Below are 20,474 nucleotides of genomic sequence, written 5' to 3' on the forward strand. Positions count from 1 at the left end.
TATTCCCCTCCAGGCTGGGATCAGCCTGATGAGACAGCAGCACGCTGTCTGTTTGGACCGGCCACTGGCCGGTCTTTTTGTTTCTGCGCCGTCCGCTTTTTGGCGCAACGCCCCCACCCCATCCTCTGGCGCTCGGCGCCCTGCTCAGGACGCAATCCAGACCGCCGTCACAAAAATGGGGTTTTCTGCCCCGCTCAAGACAAGCCCTCCTCATGCCATGACCCAGCGCAAGTCCAGGTCTGATCCCTCGTGTTATGGATAAAAAGATTGATAACACGGCTGCCAGGGCGCTCCTTCCTTCTCTTATCCCTTGTCCAGGAGCAGCCAAATTCGATGGCACCGATTCATCTTTTCGTAATACGGTCATCCCATCCTTAATCAATTAGCTGAAATATAAGGAGTTATTGATAACCCCCCGATGCCGGTCCAAGGCCCAACCTGTCACATGCCCCGCCGGTTGCAGGAAAAGTTCCCATACTGAGTTGTCTGCATTGCACATGACTGCCAAGGAGAGACAGAGATGAGTGAAGAAAGCAAATGCCCCTTCAACCACACCGCCGGCGTCGGCAGAACCAATCGAGATTGGTGGCCGAACCAGTTGCGGCTGGATCTGCTGCATCAGCATTCCCCCGGCGCCGATCCCATGGACAAGGACTTTGACTACGCCAAGGCCTTCGCCAGCCTGGATTACAAGGCACTCAAGAAAGATCTGGTCAAGCTGATGACGGATTCCCAGGAGTGGTGGCCGGCGGACTTCGGTCACTACGGCCCCCAGTTCATCCGCATGACTTGGCATGCTGCGGGCACCTATCGCACCACCGACGGTCGCGGTGGCGGCGGCCGTGGCCAACAGCGCTTCGCCCCCCTCAACAGCTGGCCTGACAACGTCAACATCGACAAGTCCCGTCGCCTGCTCTGGCCCATCAAGCAGAAATACGGCAACAAGATCTCCTGGGCCGATCTGCTGATCCTCGCCGGCAACGTCGCCCTGGAGACCATGGGTTTTCGCACCTTCGGCTTTGGCGGTGGGCGGCCCGACGTGTGGGAGCCGGATCAGGACGTCAACTGGGGGGATGAAATTGCCTGGCTCGGGGTCGATCCCGATCGGGTCAAGGGCGATCGCGAGCTTACGGCCCCCTTCGGGGCCACCCACATGGGCCTCATCTACGTCAACCCGGAAGGGCCCAACGCCAGCGGTGACTACATGGAGGCTGCCAAGGACATCCGTTCCACCTTCGGTCGCATGGCCATGAACGATGAAGAGACGGTCGCCCTTATCGCGGGCGGCCACACCTTCGGCAAGGCCCACGGCGCCGCGCCCGAATCCCACAAGGGGCCAGAGCCGGAAGCCGCGCCTCTGGAGGCCCAGGGCCTCGGCTGGATGAGCGACTTCGGCAGCGGCCATGGCAAGGACACCGTCTCGAGCGGGCTCGAAGTGACCTGGACCAAGACACCGGCCCTGTGGAGCAACAACTTCTTTGAAAACCTGTTCAACTACGAGTGGGAGCTGACCAAGTCGCCAGCCGGCGCCAAGCAGTGGGTGGCCAAGGATGCACCGGAGATCATTCCCGATGCGCACATCCCCGGCAAGTTCCACAAGCCGACCATGCTCACCACCGACCTGACCCTGCGCTTTGACCCCGAGTTTGGCAAGATCTCCCGCCACTTCTATGAGGATCCGCAGGCCTTCGCCGATGCCTTCGCCCGGGCCTGGTTCAAGCTGACCCACCGCGACATGGGCCCCATCGCCCGCTACCTGGGGCCGGAAGTGCCCAAAGAGGAGCTGATCTGGCAAGACCCCATCCCCGCCGTCAATCACGAGCTGGTGGGTGAGAAGGACGTTGCGGCCCTCAAGGAGAAGATCCTGGCGGCCTCCCTGTCCGTGGCCGAGCTGGTCTCCACCGCCTGGGCCTCCGCGTCCACCTTCCGTGGCTCCGACAAACGCGGTGGCGCCAACGGTGCCCGCATCCGTCTCGCTCCGCAAAAGGAGTGGGCCGTCAACCAGCCTGCCCAGCTTGCGAAAGTGCTTCAGGCCCTCGACGGGATACAGCAGGCCTTCAACGCCTCAGCCACCGGCGGCAAGCGGGTCTCCCTCGCCGATCTCATCGTGCTGGCGGGCAGCGTGGGGGTCGAGCAGGCCGCGAAGAGAGCCGGTGTCGCCGTGACCGTGCCCTTCACTCCGGGCCGGATGGATGCCTCCCAGGCCCAGACCGATGTGGACTCCTTCGCGGTGCTCGAGCCCCTCGCCGATGGATTTCGCAACTACGCGGGTGAGTGCGCGGGCTTCGCGGAGACCATGCTGATCGACAAGGCGCAACTGCTCACCCTGAGTGCCCCCGAGATGACGGTACTGGTGGGCGGCATGCGGGTGCTCGGCACTAACGCGGGCAACTGCCACGGGGTCTTTACCGCCGCCCCGGGTACCCTCTCCAACGACTTCTTCGTCAACCTGCTCGACATGGGCACGGAGTGGAAGCCGGCGGCGGGCAGCCAGGGAGTCTATGAAGGCCGTGATCGCCAGAGCGGCAAGGTGAAGTGGACCGGAACCCGGGTCGATCTGGTGTTCGGTTCCAACTCCCAGCTGCGCGCCCTGGCGGAGGTCTACGCCAGTGCGGATGCCAAGGAGAAGTTCGTGAAGGACTTCGTGGCGGCCTGGACCAAGGTGATGAATCTGGATCGCTTCGACCTCGCCTGAGGCTAAAGCACTGCTCGACCACCAAGCCCGGTATCACTACCGGGCTTTTTTATCGATGCTAAAGGGGAGTCCCATCCCTCCCCTTTGAGTGCTGCCATCGACCAACCCGCAAGGGGAGATGGCCAATGCCCCCAGCCCCGGGAAACCAGGAAATACCCCAGCAGGGCCTGCCGCCAGCGGGCTCCGTCAGCTCGGTCGAAGATTTTGAGTACCAGATCAAGTACCAGCGGGCCTTCGAGGCTGTCTTGTGGAACGTGCCGGCGGTCGCCATCTACAGCTTCCGGCGCGCCGCCTTCGACAATCTGGGTCTCAAAGACAACGACATCATCGCCTATGCCAAGCCTGCCACCCCGCATCTCGAGGCCATCACGGCCAACAGCACCACCCCCTACATCACGGCCTTCACCGACTTGCAACACGGCCCCACCGTGCTGGAAGTGCCCGCTGCGGGCCCGGATGGCAGCCTGTATGGGCAGATTGTCGATGTCTGGCAATTCACCATAGCGGATGTGGGCCCGGCGGGGCTCGACCAAGGCAAGGGCGGCAAGTTTTTGCTGACGCCCCCCGGCTACAGCGAGCCGATCCCGGCCGGCTATCTGCATGTTCCTTCCCCGAATTATCGCGTGGCGTTTGCCTTTCGCTCTGTGCCAGCGCCCGGCAAGTCGACGAACGATGCCTATCACTACTCCAAGCGCCTGCGCATGTACTCTCTCTCCGAGGCGAGCAATCCGCCGACCCAGCGCTTCGTCGATCCGGGCAACAAGCGCTACCCGACCCTGCCCTACTACGACGAGCGTCACTTCGCGGATCTGCATGCAGTGGCCAGCGTCGAACCCGTGCGCGAGCAGGACAAGGTGATGATGGGGATGCTCACCTCCCTTGGCATAGGTCGCGGCACCTCATTCAACCCGGATGAGAAAACCCGCAAGGCGATGCGCCAGGCGGCCATCGATGCCTGGTTCTACATGCAGCATTGGTATGACAATTTCCCGAAGGAGAAACGCTACTGGCCTGATCGGCACTACGCCTCCCTCTTGCAGAGCGATGACAACAAGACCTTCACCTTCACTTATGAGGATCGCATCGACCTCATCAATCGCGCCGCCGAGTACTTCTGGTGTACCTATATGCCCAAGGCGCTGAGCGATACCCCGGCCACCCAGTACCTGATGTGCCTCGCGGACAACAACGGCAAACTGCTGGAAGCCGGTCAGCTCTACAAGCTCACCATCCCGGCCAAGATGCCGGTCAAGCAGTTCTGGGCACTGACGGTCTACAACCGCGACACCATGTCCTTTATCTACAGCGAGAGCGGGCGCACCACCCTCTCCTCCTACGATCTCGACAAGATGGCCAAGAATCCGGACGGCAGCATCACCCTCTACGTGGGCCCGACCGCCCCGCCAGGCAAGGAAAACAACTGGATCCCGACCAGTGGCAAACGCCCGCTGCCGGCCATGCGTTTCTATGGCCCGACCGACGAATTAAACCACAAGACCTTCAAGCTGGCGGATTTCGAGCGCGCATAAACCATGAACAGGAGTGGAGCACTTATGAGAAAGCTATCCCTTGCGGCAGTGTTATGTATCGCAGCCATGCCTGCCATGGCACAAATCACTGATAAAATGGCACAAGATGCCTATATCTACGGCTATTCCATGGAGGAAGCCTACAAGTTCTTCTATGAAACGGCGATCAAGACCGGCACCCCGCGAAACCGCTTCCAGAACATTCGCCACCTGGCGGACGATACCGAACACCCGGGCATCAACAACGATACCCTGCACCTGCAAGGCTGGCTGGATCTCAGTGCGGAGCCGGTGATCGTCAGCGTGCCGGGTATGGACAAAGGCCGTTGCTGGATCCTGCACACCCTGGACATGGGCCATTACACCACCTCGATGATCGGCTCCCGCACCCACGGCACCAAGGGGGGTCACTTCATGTTTGCCTCCCGTAGCTGGAAAGGCGAGACGCCGGCCAGCGTCACCGAGGTGATCCGCGTCGACTCCGACATCCTCAAAGTGATGGGCCGCATCATGGCCACCAGCAAGGACGACGAGAAGGTCGCCCTTGGCTACATGGATGACTGGAACGTGCGCACCCTGTCGGCCTATCTCGGCCAGCCTGGGCCCAAAGCCACCGAGCACCAGTGGCCGGATCCGGCGAGCACCAACTGGTTGCAGCGGGTCAACTTCGTGCTGTGTCAGGGGGACATGGGCACCGCCGACAAGCACTGGCTGGCGCAGTACAAGGAGACGGGCCTCGCGCCCTGCAACACCAAGCTGAGCGCGGCGCAAATGGCCGCGGCGAAGCAAGGCGAGAAACAGGGCTTGGCCTATCTCAACGCGCTCCTGCCCAAGATGACCAGCTCGGAAGGGCTGCTCGGCACCCGGGCTGAGCTTCAAAACCAGAAGCGCGATCTGTTCGCAGAAGGCACCCTGATCGGACAATGGGGACTACCGCCGGAAGAGTCCGTCTATCTACAGGCACTCAAGGGATCCGATGGCCAGAGCATCAACGGCGCCAACGGCAAGCAATACCGCATGCATTTCAAGGCGCCCGAGGTCAGCCAGTTCTGGTCCTTCACCGTCTACGGCACGGATAACAAGCTGATGGCCCATAACACCATCAACCGCCACAGCCGTGGGGATCGCACCCTCAAGCCGGGCCCGGATGGTATGTACACCATAGAGCTCAGTGCCAAGGGGGATGCCAGTAACCCGAACTGGCTGCCCATTCCGGAGAAGGATGCCTACATCATCATGCGGCTGTATGGGCCGAACAAAGCCATTCGCGAAGGCAAGTACCCGATGCCGGTGCTGGAAGTAGTGAAATAGCGGTGAAATAAGGCACATGGGTTCACCGCGCTGGCTGGCAGACAAAATCCGAGGGGGGATGGCAAACTCAGGCAGCGTCTGAGCGGTACCAGGCAGAACAGCCAAAACAAAAAACCGACCATTAGGTCGGTTTTTCTTATTGCGGATAAGGGCGGGCTCCACGGCTCGACAACTCAGTGTCGACATGTCACACCAGCCTTGTCACGGAAAGATATTACACTGCCTTGATATTAAAAAACCTGCATAGCCACATAGTTAAATGGCACTTTGCGGTATCAATAACAGGTTTTATTTAATCAAGGCAGCATATTGAATCACCAAGTTATAGTGTCTCGCCGTTGCTGGCGATGACCTGGCGATACCAGTCGAAGCTGCGCTTCTTGCTGCGCGCAAAGCTGCCGCTGCCGTCGTCGTTCTTGTCCACGTGGATAAAGCCGTAGCGCTTGCTGTACTCCCCTGTGGTGAAGGAGACGCAGTCGAGACATCCCCAGGGGGTGTAACCCATCACCTCCACCCCGTCCTCGACGATGGCAAGCTTCATCTGCTCGATATGGGCGCGCAAGTAAGCGATGCGATAATCGTCATCTATCTCCCCTCGCTCATCTTTCTGATCCCGCGCCCCGAAGCCGTTCTCGACGATAAACAGCGGCTTCTCGTAGCGGCCATAGAGCAGGTTCAGGGTGTAACGCAGCCCCACCGGGTCGATTTGCCAACCCCATTCTGAGGCCTTCACATGGGGGTTGGGTACACTGCCCTCGAAGCCCGACAAGGCGGTGCCCGTGCCGGCGCCGTGCGCTCGCACCGCGTTGCTCATGTAGTAGCTGAGCCCGATGTAATCGGCGCAGCCCGCCCGCAATGTCTCTTCGTCCCCCGCTTCCATGACGATCTGATAGCCCTTGCGCTGCCACTCCTTACGGATATAGGCGGGGTAATGGCCGCGCATGTGCACGTCCCCGAACAGGAAGCGCTCGCGCATGGCCATTTCCGCATACATCACATCGTCCGGGTGGCAGGAATAGGGGTAGAGGGGCACCATGGCCAGCATGCAGCCTATCTGCAAGTCCGGGTTGATCTCATGGCCCAGGCTGACCACCTTGGCGCTCGCCACGAACTGGTGGTGCAGCACCTGGTACATGCACTCTTCCGGGTTCGGCTCCTGGTTATAGATGACCCCGGAGCAGCAGTAGCCAAACAGCGGCACCTTCCAGTTGCGCTGGTTGTTGATCTCGTTGAAGGTCATCCAGTATTTGACCTTGTGCTGGTAGCGGCGCAGCACCACCTCGCTAAAGCGCACGAAGCAGTCCAACACGATGCGGCTCTTCCAGCCGCCGTACTGGGTCACCAGGTGGTTCGGCATCTCGAAGTGGGAGAGCGTGATGACGGGCTCGATGCCGTGGCGCAGCAGCTCGTCGAACATGTCGTCATAAAAACGCAGCCCCGCCTCGTTCGGCTCGGCCTCATCCCCCAGCGGGAAGATGCGCGACCAGGCGATGGAGGTGCGAAAACACTTGAAGCCCATCTCGGCAAACAGTGCGATGTCGTCTCTGTAGCGGTGGTAGAAATCCACCGCCTCGTGGTTGGCGTAGCGATGACCGGCCTCAATCTTGTCGGTGATGACGCGCTCCACCCCGTGGGCGCCGCTGGTGAGCACATCGACGATGCTGAGCCCCTTGCCGCCCTGATCCCAGCCCCCTTCTACCTGGTGGGCGGCGACCGCCCCCCCCCACAGAAAGTCTTTCGGTAATGCGTTGTTCATGACTTGTCGCTCCTTATACGGCTTTGGATGTCAGCGGCTGGGGTTGGCTTATTTCGGCATCGGTCTGAAAGCCCGCCATCCAGGAGAAGATGACGCCCAGGGTAAAGGCGACGCCGATGGAGAGCAGGAAGCCCAGGAACTGCGCCATGTGCCCCTCTTTGAAGAACACCGGCAGCACGGCGATGCCGGGGATACAGTAACTCCAGGAGACCGCATTGAAGGCCCCCGCGACAGTGCCACCGATAGCACCGGCGAGGCAGCCGCAGATGAGCGGGCGTTTGAAGCGCAGGGCCACCCCGTAGATGGCGGGTTCGGTGATGCCAAACAGGGCGGTCACGCCGGCCGAGAGGGTCACGCTTTTCAGCTCGGGATCCTTGGCCTTGAAGTAGACCCCGAACACGGCGCCGGCGATGCCGAACACGGCGGAGGCTTGCAGGCCGGTAAAGGTGTCATAGCCCAGAGTGGCGTAGTTGCCCACCGTCACCGGGGTGATGCCCCAGTGCACGCCGAGGGTCACCAGGGGTGTCCAGACAGCCCCCACCACGAAGCCGGCGATGGACGGGCTCAGGTGATAGAGGGTGTTGTAGATGCCACCGATGGCGCCGCCGATGAGGTTGCCGATGGGGCCGAAGGCCAGCAGGGTCAGGGGCACCATGATGGCGAGGCAGAACATGGGAGTGAAGAGGTTGCGCACCACCACCGGCAGGATCCGCTCGAAGAAGCGCTGCACATAGGACATGGCCCACACCATCAGGATGATGGGGATCACCGAGGCCGTGTAGCTCAGGTACTGCACCGGCAGACCGAGGAAGCTGAGCGGCGCGCTGTTAAGGGGAACCCCCACCAGGTTGACGATGGCCTCGTTGATGGCCGGGTTCTCCATCGCCGACTGCATCAGCGCTTGCACCGCCGGATCCGCGGAGTTTGCCAGGATGATTTTGTTCGCGGTCAGCATGTTCATGTAATCGGGCGACACCAAGGCGCAGGCGGCGATCACGGCGGTGAAGGGGTTCACGTTGAACTTCTTGGCCGCGGTGAAGGCGACCATCACCGGCAGGAAGGTAAAGCCGGTCCAGGAGACGAAGTTGAGGATGCGGAAGGTGCCGCTGGCGGAGTCCATCCAGCCGATGGCGGCGAAGAAGGAGATGAGCCCCTGCAACACGCCGCAGGCGGCCAGTGGGTAGAGGAAGGGGGCGAAGATGCTGGAGATGATGTCCATCAGGTGGTTGACCATACCCACCTTGGGGGCGTCGACCACGGCGTTTTCGTCGATCTGCACCCGTTTTTGCACTTCCCGATAGGCATCCCCGACGTGGTTGCCGATCACCACCTGCAGCTGACCGCTGGACTCGATAACGGTGATGACCCCTTGCACCCGTTTCAACACCTCCTTGTCGACCCGTCCCATCTCTTTTAGGACAAACCGCAGCCGGGTGGCACAGTGGGTGACGCTGATGACGTTGCTGTCACCACCAATCAACTCGACGATCTGTTTCGCCGAGTCCGCATAGTTAATTGCCATAATCATCCTTCCCTGCCATTTATTAATTAATATCGAAACAATTCAAATGTTGTGAATCGATGGTAGGGAAAGCATTCATCCTTGTCACGATATAACAAAATACCCGCTTTGTTACTTGTTACATAAAAGACACACCCTGTGACACCTCGGCACTTATCTTGTTTGCCAACTGGCGACCGATGGATTCGATGATATAAATCACCGGCACCTGGGTGGTAATATCATATTCATTGTCGACTACCAGCCTGGCCGCATGATATGAAATATTGAAATCTGCCATCTGGGCCAGGGTGGATTTATTATCGCTGGTAATAGTGATGAGCTTGCAGTGATGAAACAGGAACTGCTTCGCCAACTTGATTATCTCGGTGGTCTCCCCGGAGACCGAGAGCACGATCGCCACCGCCTGTTTGTACATGTCGGTGTTGACCGGGTAGTAGGGATCATCGATGTGGTTGCTGAACTTGCCGATGTTGGAGAAGAAGCGCGCCCCGTAGCACCCCAGCGTGCCCGAGCTGCCCGCCCCCACGAAGATCACCCGCTCGGCCCCCGCGATCTGCTCGGCGGCGCTCGCGATCAAGGCGTCGAATTCGTCATTGTTGATGCTCTTGAAAAAAGAGAGGAACTCGTTGGCACCGTGTGGTAGCGATATTTCGCCGCGCTTCTCGGCATTCATTTTTAGATAGGCTTTGAATTCCGCATAACCGCTGCAATTCATCTTCTTGCAAAATCGCAATATGGTGGCGGTCGACACATCACAGGCTTCGGCCAATTCCCTGACCGTCATATAGATAACCGTCTGATGGTTCTTTATTACATAGTTATATACCTTGAACTCGAAGGTATTTAATGTTGAGACCAACTGATTATTAAACATGGTAATTCACCGAGCGCAGCCGCGTCCTTATTCAGGATGATGTCACGCAGTGTAACAAAAGGAGTGACCCGGTCGAGGAAGGATAAATCTAAACGCTCGAACTGTGATTACTATCACAATCACGCCGGCAAGATTTTCGCGTATCTGCCCATGGCTTCGATGAGAGAAGGAATATGTAGGCTCTGCATGGAGCCTACATTTTTAGCGAATGTCATTGTGTCTATTAGTGGAACGCAATATCAGGTTATCGGTGAGCAACCCCTCCATGGGATCAGCAAGTCCCGCGATGCCAGCAGAGGGTGAGCGTATTTGTACGCTTCGCCCCCAAGGCGCCTGAGCGCATGGTGCCGCGATCACGGTGCAGCCGTACGCCTCGAAATGGCTCATGAGGACGGCGTACTGTCGGTAGTCCAGCTCACTGTATTGCAGGAAGGGGTAGACGCCAGGGATTCCATCTTGTCGTCATTGCTGAACGCACCTTCCATCGCGACCCTGTTTGTGAAACCGCGCCGCGTGGCGATCCCTGCCGAGCAATTTGATGCCTATGAGATGGCAACGGATGAGCTGCCTGTCGACTAAGGGCTGCCCCGGGAGTACAAGTACAGAAATGTCCCCTATATCTCCAAGCTGAAGAGATAACACCGTGACGGGAATAAGGGTGTATATGGCTGGCTCAGAAAGCAAAAAACCGACCCTGAGGTCGGTTTTTCTAATTTGGTGCTGGGTCGGGATTGACTCACGCCATCCCTGGCGCTCGCCCTGCGGGCAGCCTTCGGCTGTCCAAGCGGGCTAGTCCACCCGCCTGTCGATACCGGGTAGAGACCAGATTGCCGGCTACCGGAAAAACAAAAGGCCCCGTCTTGCGACGGGGCCTTTTGTTTTATTTGGCGGTGAGGGAGGGATTCGAACCCTCGATACGTTGCCGTATACACACTTTCCAGGCGTGCTCCTTCAGCCACTCGGACACCTCACCAAATTTTTACTGCTTGAAGTGGTTTTCGGAGCACGCCGTGCGTGCATCTTGCCGACTTCGTCGGTGGGCAGCCTCTCGGATACCGCACCAAATTTTTGTCTGTGGTTTAACGTGTTCAGCCAACACGATGTTCGCTACGCCGTCGCGCTGGAACGGGGCGTAATTTAGGGGAAAGCCCCGCCGCCGTCAACGGCTTTTTAGCCGCAGCGAACCGTTCGCACATTAAACGCACAGTTCAGGTGCTGAAGTCAGTGAACGGATTCCGGTGCGACCTGGATTTCCGGCAGATTGAGGAAGCCAAGGCGTTCACATTCGGAAACCACTTCATGGGTGGCTGCCGTGGTGCTTTCAACGAACAGCAGGAACTGCTCGACGGTGAGACCCGCCTTGGTAAAGACGGTGTGACCCACAACGAGGCGTGGCAGGTTGTCATCGATGATGTCGAGGAACACCTTGAGGGACGGATATTGCATGTTGAGACGACCCAGTTCGGCCACCAGGGGCAGCAGCGATGAGGGGCGCACCTCCAGCTCGGATGAGAACAACAGCCCTTCCTCTTCCACGAAGATCCGGCTCTCCTGGATGCCCTCGACGGACTGCAGGGAGACCATGTGGATGCCATGACACTGATCGCACACATAGTGCTCGATCCGGGCCTGTTGCAACCAACGCATTATCATTTCAGAGCTGGGGATATTCATCATTTTCACGACACGGTAGAGATCAAGGGGCGCAGTCTAAACCAATTTTCAGACAACCAAAAGCACACAGGCCGGATCCCCGTCGTCTCGCTTCTTTTTGACAGGCCCTGTGCCTATACTCAGCCATTCTCGTAGCGCACTCGCCTCCAAAGAGCCCGATGACCATCCAAGAAAAGTATCGCCTGCACCTCAAATCCCTCTCGGATGAACTGCTCGCCCTGCAAAAACCCATCCGCATCCTGGATGCCATCAAATGGCCCCGTCACCTGCAAAGCGACTTTCTGGCAAGTGGCGGCAAGGCACTGCCCGCCATCGACAGGCACTTCTATGAATCCCTCCCCCTGGGGTTCGATGCCCGCAACAAGTACCTTGAGCTCAAGGAGTTGAGGGACAGGATCCGCCGGCGCCTCGGCCCTCAGGACGATCTCGGCCGGATCCTGCAAGAGACGGTGGATCAGTACATGGTGGTCATCGAGATGCTGCGCCAGCGCGGGCAGCCTGACTTCCAGCGCTACAGTCAGCGGCTCTACGGCTCGGCAAGCGATCACCTGCGCGGGGATCGCAAGACCCTGAAGGAGCTGGGGGCCAGATTGTGCGACATCTTCTCCCTGCCCGGCGCCCGCCATCTGGTGCGCCCCTACCCCAAGGAGTTCGAGGGGGAAGCCGCGGTGGCGAGGTTGCAAGGCAAGCTGTCGAGCTACTTCAGCGACGGCACAGTCCAGGTCAAGCTCAGCGATGGCATCGTCTCCGATGCCGCCGCCGGGGGGGATTACATCAAGCTCAACTCCCACGCCCGTTTCTCGGAACTCGATCTGCAGGTGCTGGAGGTACACGAAGGCTGGGTTCACGTCGGCACCACCCTCAACGGCCGCCAGCAATCTTACGCCACCTGGCTCGGCGCCGGCTCGCCCCGCATCACCGCCTGTCAGGAGGGGTTGGCAGTACTCATCGAGACCCTCACGTTCAGCTCCTTCCCGGACAGGGCCAAGCGCATCTCGGATCGGGTCATGGCCATCGACATGGCGGAGCGTGGCGCCGATTTCATCGAGGTGTTCCGCCACTTCGTGGCCAAGGGGGCCAGCGAGCACGACGCCTACAAGATCACCCAGCGGGTGTTTCGCGGAGGCATGGTCGAGGGGGGCGCCTGCTTTACCAAGGATCTCTCCTATGTGAAGGGCTATGTGGAGACGGTGAACTTCATTCGCAGCGCCGTGCTGGAGGGGGTGCCGGAGATCCTGCCCATGCTGTTCGTCGGCAAGGTGACCCTGGACGACATCCCCGTGCTCTATCAGCACTATCTGGAGGGGCTCATCGACGCCCCCCGCTACCTCCCTCCCATGTTTCGCGACCTCACAGGGCTCTACGTCTGGTTCGGCTTCGCCTCCGGCATGTCCCTGGTGGACATAGGCCGGGTACAGCAGCATTTTCGCCAGCTCTTCCACCGCCTGCCGGCGGCAGACCCCATCATCGCCCCTGTCGACATCGAGATCGACTGACTCCCATAGACAAAGAGGGCGCCAGATGGGCGCCCTCTTTGGTGACCAGGCTGCACGAGCCAGCCACGGGTTACTTGAAGGCCCGTCCTTCCAGATAGTGCTTGCGGCAGAGCGACACATAGCGATCGTTGCCGCCGATCTCCACCTGCTCACCGTCGCGCATCACCTGCCCCGCCTCGTTGACCCGCGAGTTCATGTGGGCCTTGTTGCCGCACCAGCAGATGCTTTTTAGCTCTTCGAACTTGTCCGCCAGACAGAGCAGGTGGTAGGAGCCGGGGAACAGTTCACCGCGAAAATCAGTCTTGAGACCATAGGCAATCACCGGAATGTCCTGCTCGTCGACGATGCGGGCGAGCTGGTAGACCTGCTCACGGGTCAGGAACTGCGCCTCGTCAACGATGAAGACATCGATGTGCCGCTCGGCGTGGCGCGCCTTGACCATCTCGAAGAGATCGCAGCTGTCGCTGAACACCTCCACTTTCAGCTCAAGACCGACCCTGGCACTGATGACGCCGGCACCGAAGCGATCGTCGATGGCAGGCGTCATGGCCAGCGGATACATGCCACGCTCCAGATAGTTGAAGTGGGCCTGGATGAGCTGGGTCGATTTGCCTGAGTTCATGGTGGCAAATTTGTAGTGCAGTGAAGCCATGATGGGGTTCCGAAACGGGAGTGATGGGGCGCATGCTAACCAAAGCCCCTGCCAAAACCAAGGGGCCCGCAGGCCCCTTGTTCTCTTATGCGACTGCCACGGCGCTATACGCCCGGGCTTTGCGCAAATGGTAACCGGAGAAGATCAGGAACCAGAGCCCGCTCACGGTGAAACCGGCCAGCGCGGAGTGCATCAGCCCCATCACCAGGTAGCCGAGCGCAGCGCCAAAGGCGATGGCCAGGGCATAGGGCAGCTGGGTCATCACGTGATCGATGTGATGGCAACCGGCCCCGGTGGCAGACAGGATGCTGGTGCTGGAGATGGGGGAGCTGTGATCCCCGAACACGGACCCTGCCAGTACGGCGGCCAGCATGGGTAGCATCAGACTGATGTCGCTGGCGGCCGCCATGTCGCCGGCGAGCGGCAGCATGATGCCGAAGGTGCCCCAGCTGGTGCCGGTGGCAAACGCCATGGCGCAGGAGAGCACGAAGACCACGGCGGGCAGCACTTCCACCGGCAGATTGCCATTGGCCAGGGAGGCCAGGTATTTGCCGGTTTCCACATCGCGCACCACGGCGCCGATGGTCCAGGCGAACAGCAGGATGTTGATGGCGGGCAGCATGGCCATGATCCCCTGTGGAGCCGCCTTCATCCAGTTGCTTGCCCCGAGCTTGAGGCGCATGGCCAGACCGATGGAGACCACCAGGCTGCACAGGGCGCCATAGACCAGGGAGGAGCCGACATTGGTGTTCTCGAAGGAGCCGAGCACGCTGAACGGCAGCCCCTTGTCGGCCAGCACCGCAGCCCCGGAGTCAATCATGAAATAGACGGTGGCCAGGGTCAGGGTCAGGATGGGCAGCACCATGTCAATCATGCCGCCATTGCTCTCCTCCGGGCTCTCCATGTCGAGCCCGATGGGGCGCCCCTTGGACTCGTCCCACAGCTTGCCTTCCAATGCCCACTGCTCATGCTGACGCATGGGGCCTATGTCGAGCTGGAAGGCGATCACCACCAGCACCATGATCAGGGTGAACACTGCATAGAGGTTCATGGGGATCATTTCGACGAAGGCGGAGATGGGGCTCTGGTCGGTCAGACCATGAGCCGCCATGATGCCGCCGACGAGGGCGATGATGTAGGCCCCCCAGGAGGAGATCGGCATCAGCACGCAAACCGGCGCGGCGGTGGAGTCCAGCAGATAAGCCAGCTTGGCGCGGGAGATCTGGAAGCGATCGGTCACCGGACGGCAGATGGCACCCACCGACAGGCTGTGGAAGAAGTCGTCGATGAAGAAGGCGAACACCATCAGACCGGTCAGGGACTTGGCACCCTTGCGGGTCTTGGCGCGGCGCTCCGCCCACTCGGCAAACGCCCGGGTCGCACCGGAGACGCTCATCAGGCTGATGAGGCCGCCCAGCAGCAACATGAAGAGGATCATGTTGACGTTGTCACGATTGAGCGCACCGTCGACCCAGAAGATCCTGAGCACGGTATCGAGCATGTAATGCAGGGAAGCAAGGGGAGAAAACTGGTTGAGCAGCAGGCTGCCTGCGACTATGCCCACCCCCAGCGACACCAGGACGCGGCGGGTGATGATCGCCAGCGCAACGGCCAGCAGGGGGGGAACGACGGACCAACCGGAGTCGGCGTAATGAACGATGTCCATGATCTCTTTGCACCTAAAGACAACAGGTGGAGATCTACCGAGAGGATCAAAGAAACAAAACCCATGGGGAGGGTATACTCCTCAGCCCCTTCAGGTAGCGCTCCATAGTGGATGACTATGGCAGTCCTGCACCTATTAGATGCAGAACCAGCAACCCGGTATGATGGCCTGGTCACTTCGGCGCCGACTCCTTTCATCGAGCATCTCAGGCATCACCCTCCGCTCGGTTACTCATAGGCAGCGCGCCTCTACTTAAAGGTATTCGCGGCACATTTTATCGAGCCGCCGGGTGATAGCAAGTTTTTTGATTAAATTTCAAGGTTTCTGTGGCACTCACATCTTCAAAGATAGTCAAATGGTTCATCAAAGACTCTACTGGCGATATTTTCATCTGACATGAACCCATTCGAAGATGTTGGTCCGTCAAACGGATAAAAATATCCTTCATATCTATTTCAAGACTTAATTTATCAGCCTAATTAATTATTTGGGCAGGCTTGACTTGGTGCCAAACACCCCTATAAATTATCGAAAAACCAGTTCTTCCCTTAATATTTTGCTCGCGTGGTAGCCAATATGAACGAATTTCTGAAAGTGCTGTTGAATATCCGTAGCCTGCGTGCAGTTTGCCGCGATTTGACGCTGGAACAACTGGAAGAAGGCTTGGAAAAGCTCTCCGCCATCGTCGATGAACGTCGGCAAGATGAATCCGCCGAACGCCAGGCCCGTGAAGAGCATCAAAAGAAAATTGCCGAATATGCCGAAATGCTGAAGGCCGCAGGGATCGATCCCGCCGAATTGGTCAACACCGTGGTTCCCGAGAATACCAAGGTCAGCAAACGTGCGCCCCGCCCCGCCAAATATCGTTATCTGGACAATGGCGTGGAAAAAACCTGGACCGGTCAGGGCCGCATGCCCTCGGTCATTGCCAAGGCCGTTGCTGAAGGCAAATCCGTGGAAGCCTTTGCTATCTGAGAGCAATATCAGGCCCCTTTCCACAGCAATAAAAAAACCTCGCAAGGCGAGGTTTTTTATTGCCGCTTCGAGCGGTTGTCAGCCTCTGTCAGCCGCCTTGACCCAGAGGATCTCCGGGGTACCCGACGATACCAGCAAGTATCGGGCGATGGTGAAAAACCAGTCGCTCAGCCGGTTGAGATAGGGCAAAACAGCCGGATTCACCCGCTCTACGCGGCTCAACCCAAGCAGCAGGCGCTCGCAGCGACGGGTCAGGGTACGCACCACATGTGCCTGGGCCGCCGCCCGCGAACCGCTCGGCAAAATAAAATTGCGCAGCACCGGCAACCCGGCACTGTAGGCATCGATCTGTTGCTCGAGCCTGTTCGTCCAAGCCTCGTTCACCTGCCACAGCGCATCCGTTTGCGATTCACTGGAAAATGCCAGCTCCCCGCCCAGATCAAACAGCTCCTGCTGCAACAATATGAGATCGGCCAGGAGAGTCGTCTCCCCGGCGGGTATTTCAGCCATCAACAAGCCTATTTGGGAATTCAGCTCGTCGATGGCGCCATAGGTCTCGACACGTTTATCGTCTTTGGCCAGGGAAGTGCCATCGGCCAGTCGCGTGAGCCCCTTGTCCCCTTGCCTTGTATATATTCTCATTCTGACATCCTGTTAATAATGGGAATAATCATGGACTCGAGTCCATTGAGCTTTATCTCGTAGGCCAGTGCCAGAGACTGGCCCAGGGTACCGGCTGGAAAACCGCTTCGCGCCATCCATACCAGATAGGGCTCGGGAATATCGATGATGCGCCGCCCCTTGTATTTTCCGTAAGGCATCTTGCTGGCCAGCGTCAGCAAGATGCGCTCATCGCTGAGTCCATCCATATCAATCGATATTCAGGTATTTATGGGTCTGGATGGAGAGTCGCCAGTTACGGGCGATGCAGGTCGCCATGGCCAGCTCCGTGGCCCTGGCTTTCTGGCTGATGGGTTGCAACGCAATCATCACATCGGGGCGCAGCCGGGCGGTGGCCAGCAGGGCGTCCAGCTCCTCGATATGGTGCTCGGTGGCCACCGGATGCTTGATCTCGTTGGCCCGCTCGAGGGCAGAGACCAGCACCGGCAACCCACCCTTCATGCCGATCTTGGGGGAAACGGTCACCCAGGTCTGTTCATGGGTCAGCACCTCGCTGGTCCCGCTGGTTTCGATCTGCACCTGATAACCCGATGCCACCAGGGCCGAAGAGAGCTCGCGCAAGTCGTAGAGGCAGGGCTCACCACCGGTCAACACCACGTGACGGGCCCGGTAACCGAGCCGGGTAAAGCTGGCCAGGATATCTTCCGTGCTCATCTTGCTCCAGCCGTCGGACTCATTGGAACGATCGAGCACCTCGCCAGGGGCCACCTCACGCTCGGGGTCCACCACCCAGGTGTGGCGGGTATCGCACCAGGGACAGCCCACCGGGCAGCCCTGAAGGCGAACGAAGATGGCGGGCAGGCCGGTAAATACCCCCTCCCCCTGGATGGTCTGGAAGATCTCGTTGATTGGGTAGTGCATCTTGGTCACGACTTGCTGCAAAAGGGGCGGATTATACCCCAAACCCGGGCCAGGCACAGGATCCGCTTTTCTCGCCCAGTCCGCTCTTCTCGTAAAGTCTGGCACGGATGCCGCTCTTGTCAGCCAGATAGTGATCCAGGCCACGGCGACGCAGCTCGCAGGCCGGACAGGCCCCGCAACCATCTCCCTGGAAACCGTTGTAGCAAGTGAGCGTCTGGTGACGTACGGTATCGAGGTGACCGTAATAATCCGCCAGCGCCCAGGTTTCGGCCTTGTCGAGCCACATCAGGGGGGTTTCGAAGCGGATGGGGCGATCCAGCCCCAGGGAGACCGCCTGATTGAGCGCCTTGACGAAGTCGTCGCGGCAATCGGGATAGCCGGAAAAGTCGGTCTCGCACACCCCGGTGATCACCGCTTCGGCGCCCACCTGATAGGCATAGATGGCCGCCAGGGTCAGGAACAGGATGTTGCGTCCCGGCACGAAGGTGTTGGGCAGGCCGTTCTCCTGAAGCTCGAAGCTCACCGGTATGTCGTCCCGGGTCAACGCAGAGATGGCCAGCTCCCCGAGCATGGTCACATCCATTACCTTGTGGGCGGCGATCCCGAGCGCCGTCGCCAGATGGCGGGCGGTGTCAATCTCCGCCCGGTGGCGCTGGCCGTAATCGAAGGTGATGGCATGCACTTCGTCATAGCGGGCCTGTGCCTGCACCAGACAGGTGGTGCTGTCCTGCCCGCCACTGAAGACCACGACGGCTTTTTTCATGTTTTTCACTCCTCTGGGCAACTCAACGGCGGCGGCCTTGTGCAAAGTCATGCCACTGCCGGTTCAAATGGGTAAACAGGGTCATCAGCGGGGCGAAGCGCTCAGGCTCTCCTTCCCACCGGGACAACAGATGGTAGCCCGCTTCCAGGGTGGACAGTGCCTCCTCAAAGGGCTTCTTGCGAATGGAATATTGCCCGGCAATGGCGCCGAGGGTGATCCGCGGCAACCCGAGCAGTGCAGGCGAGCTGTGCAACATGCGATAGGCTTTGCGCCAGGTGCCATCGAGGAGGATGAAGTGGGCTCGCACGGTGCGCCCACGCCTCAGGAGATGCTCCCTTGCCTCTATCAGGGTCAGGGCCTCCTCATCGGGCCACAGCACATAGCACTGGACAGCGGGGTCGGCAAGCAAGGCATTGAGCCCTTCGTCGTCGGAAAAGTCCTCCCCCACATGGATGCACACATCGGTCAGGGACGCCGCCAGCAACGCAGCCGTCCCCTTGGGGTGACCTACTTCGGCAGGGTGTTGCAGAATATGGAGCGCAGCCAGGTTCGGCACTCGCTGAATATAATCGCACAGGCACGCTTTGAGGGCCCGGGTACAGCGTGTACAGTATCGGCTCTCTTTGTCGTTGGGCTGCTTCATGTTGTCAGGAAAATCGGGTCTGCTCTGGGTCATCGCGCTTTCGCTCGTCACTGCCTTGCTCTTTTTCACCGTGCCAAATCATCAGCTCGCCTTCGATCGCGACCTGATCGCCCAGGGCGAAGGGTGGCGCATCATAACAGGCAATCTGGCACACACCAATGGATGGCACCTGCTGCTCAACCTGAGCGGTCTGGCCGTGCTCTACAGCCTGTTTCAGGAGTACCTGACGGGATGGCGCCTGCCCGTGCTGTTGCTGCTGCTGGGAACGGCGGTCGGACTCGGCATCTGGTGGGGCTGCCCGCAAACCCAGTGGTACATGGGACTCTCCGGCCTGCTGCATGGCTTGTTCGTATGGGGTGCCATGCAGGACATCCGCTTTCGCCGTCACTCCGGCTGGCTGATGCTAGCGGGCGTCGCCATCAAGCTCGGTGTGGACTTTTACAGTGCCGGCGAGAGCCCTGTCTCCGCCTTGATCGGTGCCAGGGTACACATCGAGTCACACTTCATCGGCGCACTCGCCGGCCTGCTGCTCGGCCTCTTCCCCATTCGTCTGGACGCCCAGACCGTCCACTCCTGAGCTCCCCATAGGCAAGGCCAGCCCACGGCCAAAATGCAGCAGGCCGGATCTGGGATCCGGCCTGCGCTCATTCGCCCATTACGCCGTTACCGGCAAAGCTCGGCATTGATCGCCCCAAGCACGGCGGCGGGATCCGAGGACTGGGTGATAGGACGGCCGATCACCAGATAATCCGCCCCCGCCTCCACCGCTGCCAGCGGCGTCATGACGCGGCGCTGATCACCGGCAGCCGATCCGCTCGGACGAATGCCCGGCGTCACCAGCTTGAATTCGGCTCCCAGCAGCCCCTTCAGCACACTCGCCTCTTCCGCGGAGCAGACCACACCATCCAGCCCGGCCGCCTTGGCAAGGGTGGCCAGGCGGATCACCTGTTCTGCCGGCGTCACATCCAGACCCAGGGGCGCCATGTCGGACTGCTCCATGCTGGTCAGCACGGTTACCCCGATGAGCAGGGGCGCCTTGTCGCCGTATGGCAGCAACGCCTCTCTGGCGGCACGCATCATGCGTTCACCACCGCTGGCATGGACATTCACCATCCAGACGCCCAGCTCCGCACTGGCCGCCACCGCCTTGGCGACGGTGTTGGGAATATCGTGAAATTTCAGATCCAGGAAGACGTCGAACCCCTTGGCCACCAGTTGGCGAACGAACTGGGGACCAAACAGGGTAAACATCTCCTTGCCTACCTTGAGGCGGCACTGGGCCGGTGAGATCTGCTCAATGAAGGCAAAGGCGTCGGCTTCGTGCTGATAATCCAGCGCGACCAGTACTTTGGGGTCTTGCATGTCACTTCCTA

Annotated in this window: 19 protein-coding genes, 1 tRNA gene and 1 riboswitch; of the genes, 7 read left to right on the forward strand and 13 right to left on the reverse strand. The window is 59.6% G+C overall.

Annotated features, from left to right (window positions below; all coding sequences use genetic code 11):
* Nucleotides 1–520 precede the first annotated feature (520 nt).
* The 3 genes from katG to AB7E19_RS06915 all read left to right on the forward strand — a co-directional run bounded on the left by katG (nucleotide 521) and on the right by AB7E19_RS06915 (nucleotide 5,535).
* Nucleotides 521–2,695, forward strand: coding sequence for a catalase/peroxidase HPI (katG, locus tag AB7E19_RS06905; RefSeq protein ID WP_322130834.1), 2,175 nt, complete (start codon nucleotides 521–523; stop codon nucleotides 2,693–2,695).
* Nucleotides 2,696–2,820: 125 nt separating this feature from the next.
* The gene (locus tag AB7E19_RS06910; protein ID WP_427934789.1) at nucleotides 2,821–4,224 is read left to right on the forward strand and encodes a DUF1254 domain-containing protein; all 1,404 of its coding nucleotides are present in this window, start codon (nucleotides 2,821–2,823) and stop codon (nucleotides 4,222–4,224) included.
* A 96-nt stretch (nucleotides 4,225–4,320) separates the two neighbouring features.
* A complete protein-coding gene (locus AB7E19_RS06915; RefSeq protein WP_322130836.1) occupies nucleotides 4,321–5,535 on the forward strand; it encodes a DUF1254 domain-containing protein in 1,215 nt (404 codons plus the stop codon).
* Between the two features lie 322 nt (nucleotides 5,536–5,857).
* Here the strand turns inward: AB7E19_RS06915 and AB7E19_RS06920 are convergent, their stop codons facing one another.
* The 3 genes from AB7E19_RS06920 to AB7E19_RS06930 all read right to left on the reverse strand — a co-directional run bounded on the left by AB7E19_RS06920 (nucleotide 5,858) and on the right by AB7E19_RS06930 (nucleotide 9,690).
* The gene (locus tag AB7E19_RS06920; protein WP_322130837.1) at nucleotides 5,858–7,291 is read right to left on the reverse strand and encodes a 6-phospho-beta-glucosidase; all 1,434 of its coding nucleotides are present in this window, start codon (nucleotides 7,289–7,291) and stop codon (nucleotides 5,858–5,860) included.
* A gap of 13 nt (nucleotides 7,292–7,304) precedes the next feature.
* Nucleotides 7,305–8,813, reverse strand: a complete 1,509-nt coding sequence (locus AB7E19_RS06925) for a PTS transporter subunit EIIC (RefSeq protein WP_045524479.1) — start codon at nucleotides 8,811–8,813, stop codon at nucleotides 7,305–7,307.
* Nucleotides 8,814–8,931: 118 nt separating this feature from the next.
* Nucleotides 8,932–9,690 carry a MurR/RpiR family transcriptional regulator gene (locus tag AB7E19_RS06930; protein ID WP_128296873.1) on the reverse strand — a complete coding sequence of 253 codons (759 nt, stop codon included), beginning with the start codon at nucleotides 9,688–9,690 and terminating at the stop codon, nucleotides 8,932–8,934.
* A gap of 456 nt (nucleotides 9,691–10,146) precedes the next feature.
* Between AB7E19_RS06930 and AB7E19_RS06935 the strand changes: the two genes are divergently transcribed.
* Nucleotides 10,147–10,269: a hypothetical protein gene (locus AB7E19_RS06935; RefSeq protein WP_272952345.1), complete on the forward strand. Its 123-nt coding sequence runs from the start codon at nucleotides 10,147–10,149 to the stop codon at nucleotides 10,267–10,269.
* 306 nt (nucleotides 10,270–10,575) lie between these two features.
* Here AB7E19_RS06935 and AB7E19_RS06940 read toward each other — a convergent pair.
* A tRNA-Ser gene (locus AB7E19_RS06940) sits at nucleotides 10,576–10,663 on the reverse strand.
* A 248-nt stretch (nucleotides 10,664–10,911) separates the two neighbouring features.
* The gene (locus tag AB7E19_RS06945) at nucleotides 10,912–11,367 is read right to left on the reverse strand and encodes a YbjN domain-containing protein (RefSeq protein WP_160839247.1); all 456 of its coding nucleotides are present in this window, start codon (nucleotides 11,365–11,367) and stop codon (nucleotides 10,912–10,914) included.
* Nucleotides 11,368–11,522: 155 nt separating this feature from the next.
* On the opposite strand from AB7E19_RS06945, the gene AB7E19_RS06950 reads away from it, so the two are divergent.
* A complete protein-coding gene (locus tag AB7E19_RS06950; protein ID WP_322130838.1) occupies nucleotides 11,523–12,860 on the forward strand; it encodes a flavohemoglobin expression-modulating QEGLA motif protein in 1,338 nt (445 codons plus the stop codon).
* A gap of 70 nt (nucleotides 12,861–12,930) precedes the next feature.
* On the opposite strand, the gene AB7E19_RS06955 is transcribed toward AB7E19_RS06950, so the two are convergent.
* Nucleotides 12,931–13,512, reverse strand: a complete 582-nt coding sequence (locus AB7E19_RS06955; protein ID WP_045524473.1) for a thymidine kinase — start codon at nucleotides 13,510–13,512, stop codon at nucleotides 12,931–12,933.
* An 85-nt stretch (nucleotides 13,513–13,597) separates the two neighbouring features.
* Entirely contained in the window at nucleotides 13,598–15,178 is a 1,581-nt protein-coding gene (locus AB7E19_RS06960) for a Na+/H+ antiporter NhaC family protein (protein WP_041211545.1), read from the reverse strand.
* Between the two features lie 87 nt (nucleotides 15,179–15,265).
* Nucleotides 15,266–15,437: riboswitch (Lysine riboswitch) on the reverse strand.
* A 317-nt stretch (nucleotides 15,438–15,754) separates the two neighbouring features.
* On the opposite strand from AB7E19_RS06960, the gene AB7E19_RS06965 reads away from it, so the two are divergent.
* Nucleotides 15,755–16,153, forward strand: a complete 399-nt coding sequence (locus tag AB7E19_RS06965; RefSeq protein WP_041211546.1) for an H-NS family nucleoid-associated regulatory protein — start codon at nucleotides 15,755–15,757, stop codon at nucleotides 16,151–16,153.
* Between the two features lie 78 nt (nucleotides 16,154–16,231).
* Here the strand turns inward: AB7E19_RS06965 and AB7E19_RS06970 are convergent, their stop codons facing one another.
* From AB7E19_RS06970 to AB7E19_RS06990, 5 genes are read right to left on the reverse strand one after another with little or no spacing between them, the layout of a single operon-like run.
* Nucleotides 16,232–16,795 (reverse strand): cob(I)yrinic acid a,c-diamide adenosyltransferase, encoded by a 564-nt coding sequence (locus AB7E19_RS06970; RefSeq protein ID WP_045524470.1) that lies wholly within the window; start codon nucleotides 16,793–16,795, stop codon nucleotides 16,232–16,234.
* The gene (locus tag AB7E19_RS06975) at nucleotides 16,792–17,022 is read right to left on the reverse strand and encodes a DUF3820 family protein (RefSeq protein WP_039038687.1); all 231 of its coding nucleotides are present in this window, start codon (nucleotides 17,020–17,022) and stop codon (nucleotides 16,792–16,794) included. Before AB7E19_RS06975 ends, AB7E19_RS06970 begins: the two co-directional genes overlap by 4 nt.
* A 1-nt stretch (nucleotide 17,023) precedes the next feature.
* Complete coding sequence (gene queE / locus AB7E19_RS06980) at nucleotides 17,024–17,695, reverse strand: 7-carboxy-7-deazaguanine synthase QueE (protein ID WP_010674994.1); 672 nt, start codon at nucleotides 17,693–17,695, stop codon at nucleotides 17,024–17,026.
* Between the two features lie 31 nt (nucleotides 17,696–17,726).
* Complete coding sequence (queC, locus tag AB7E19_RS06985; RefSeq protein WP_427934796.1) at nucleotides 17,727–18,458, reverse strand: 7-cyano-7-deazaguanine synthase QueC; 732 nt, start codon at nucleotides 18,456–18,458, stop codon at nucleotides 17,727–17,729.
* A gap of 22 nt (nucleotides 18,459–18,480) precedes the next feature.
* On the reverse strand, nucleotides 18,481–19,134 hold the full coding sequence (locus AB7E19_RS06990) for a tRNA-uridine aminocarboxypropyltransferase (RefSeq protein ID WP_322130840.1): 654 nt from the start codon (nucleotides 19,132–19,134) through the stop codon (nucleotides 18,481–18,483).
* Here AB7E19_RS06990 and rrtA point away from each other — a divergent pair.
* Nucleotides 19,100–19,678, forward strand: a complete 579-nt coding sequence (gene rrtA, locus AB7E19_RS06995; RefSeq protein WP_225159972.1) for a rhombosortase — start codon at nucleotides 19,100–19,102, stop codon at nucleotides 19,676–19,678. The two genes, AB7E19_RS06990 and rrtA, sit on opposite strands and share 35 nt — an antisense overlap.
* A gap of 86 nt (nucleotides 19,679–19,764) precedes the next feature.
* On the opposite strand, the gene pyrF is transcribed toward rrtA, so the two are convergent.
* Nucleotides 19,765–20,463 (reverse strand): orotidine-5'-phosphate decarboxylase, encoded by a 699-nt coding sequence (gene pyrF / locus AB7E19_RS07000; RefSeq protein WP_010674998.1) that lies wholly within the window; start codon nucleotides 20,461–20,463, stop codon nucleotides 19,765–19,767.
* Nucleotides 20,464–20,474: the final 11 nt, after the last annotated feature.

The organism is Aeromonas sp. (assembly GCF_050252055.1).
Lineage (GTDB): Bacteria > Pseudomonadota > Gammaproteobacteria > Enterobacterales > Aeromonadaceae > Aeromonas > Aeromonas caviae.

Excerpts from the sequence above, each read along its gene's own strand:
- katG (WP_322130834.1), top strand. The coding sequence starts at position 521 with ATGAGTGAAGAAAGCAAATGCCCCTTCAACCACACCGCCGGCGTCGGC.
- AB7E19_RS06910 (WP_427934789.1), top strand. The coding sequence starts at position 2,821 with ATGCCCCCAGCCCCGGGAAACCAGGAAATACCCCAGCAGGGCCTGCCG.
- AB7E19_RS06915 (WP_322130836.1), top strand. The coding sequence starts at position 4,321 with ATGGCACAAGATGCCTATATCTACGGCTATTCCATGGAGGAAGCCTAC.
- AB7E19_RS06920 (WP_322130837.1), bottom strand. The coding sequence starts at position 7,291 with ATGAACAACGCATTACCGAAAGACTTTCTGTGGGGGGGGGCGGTCGCC.
- AB7E19_RS06925 (WP_045524479.1), bottom strand. The coding sequence starts at position 8,813 with ATGGCAATTAACTATGCGGACTCGGCGAAACAGATCGTCGAGTTGATT.
- AB7E19_RS06930 (WP_128296873.1), bottom strand. The coding sequence starts at position 9,690 with ATGTTTAATAATCAGTTGGTCTCAACATTAAATACCTTCGAGTTCAAG.
- AB7E19_RS06945 (WP_160839247.1), bottom strand. The coding sequence starts at position 11,367 with ATGATGAATATCCCCAGCTCTGAAATGATAATGCGTTGGTTGCAACAG.
- AB7E19_RS06950 (WP_322130838.1), top strand. The coding sequence starts at position 11,523 with ATGACCATCCAAGAAAAGTATCGCCTGCACCTCAAATCCCTCTCGGAT.
- AB7E19_RS06955 (WP_045524473.1), bottom strand. The coding sequence starts at position 13,512 with ATGGCTTCACTGCACTACAAATTTGCCACCATGAACTCAGGCAAATCG.
- AB7E19_RS06960 (WP_041211545.1), bottom strand. The coding sequence starts at position 15,178 with ATGGACATCGTTCATTACGCCGACTCCGGTTGGTCCGTCGTTCCCCCC.
- AB7E19_RS06965 (WP_041211546.1), top strand. The coding sequence starts at position 15,755 with ATGAACGAATTTCTGAAAGTGCTGTTGAATATCCGTAGCCTGCGTGCA.
- AB7E19_RS06970 (WP_045524470.1), bottom strand. The coding sequence starts at position 16,795 with ATGAGAATATATACAAGGCAAGGGGACAAGGGGCTCACGCGACTGGCC.
- AB7E19_RS06975 (WP_039038687.1), bottom strand. The coding sequence starts at position 17,022 with ATGGATGGACTCAGCGATGAGCGCATCTTGCTGACGCTGGCCAGCAAG.
- queE (WP_010674994.1), bottom strand. The coding sequence starts at position 17,695 with ATGCACTACCCAATCAACGAGATCTTCCAGACCATCCAGGGGGAGGGG.
- queC (WP_427934796.1), bottom strand. The coding sequence starts at position 18,458 with ATGAAAAAAGCCGTCGTGGTCTTCAGTGGCGGGCAGGACAGCACCACC.
- rrtA (WP_225159972.1), top strand. The coding sequence starts at position 19,100 with ATGTTGTCAGGAAAATCGGGTCTGCTCTGGGTCATCGCGCTTTCGCTC.
- AB7E19_RS06990 (WP_322130840.1), bottom strand. The coding sequence starts at position 19,134 with ATGACCCAGAGCAGACCCGATTTTCCTGACAACATGAAGCAGCCCAAC.
- pyrF (WP_010674998.1), bottom strand. The coding sequence starts at position 20,463 with ATGCAAGACCCCAAAGTACTGGTCGCGCTGGATTATCAGCACGAAGCC.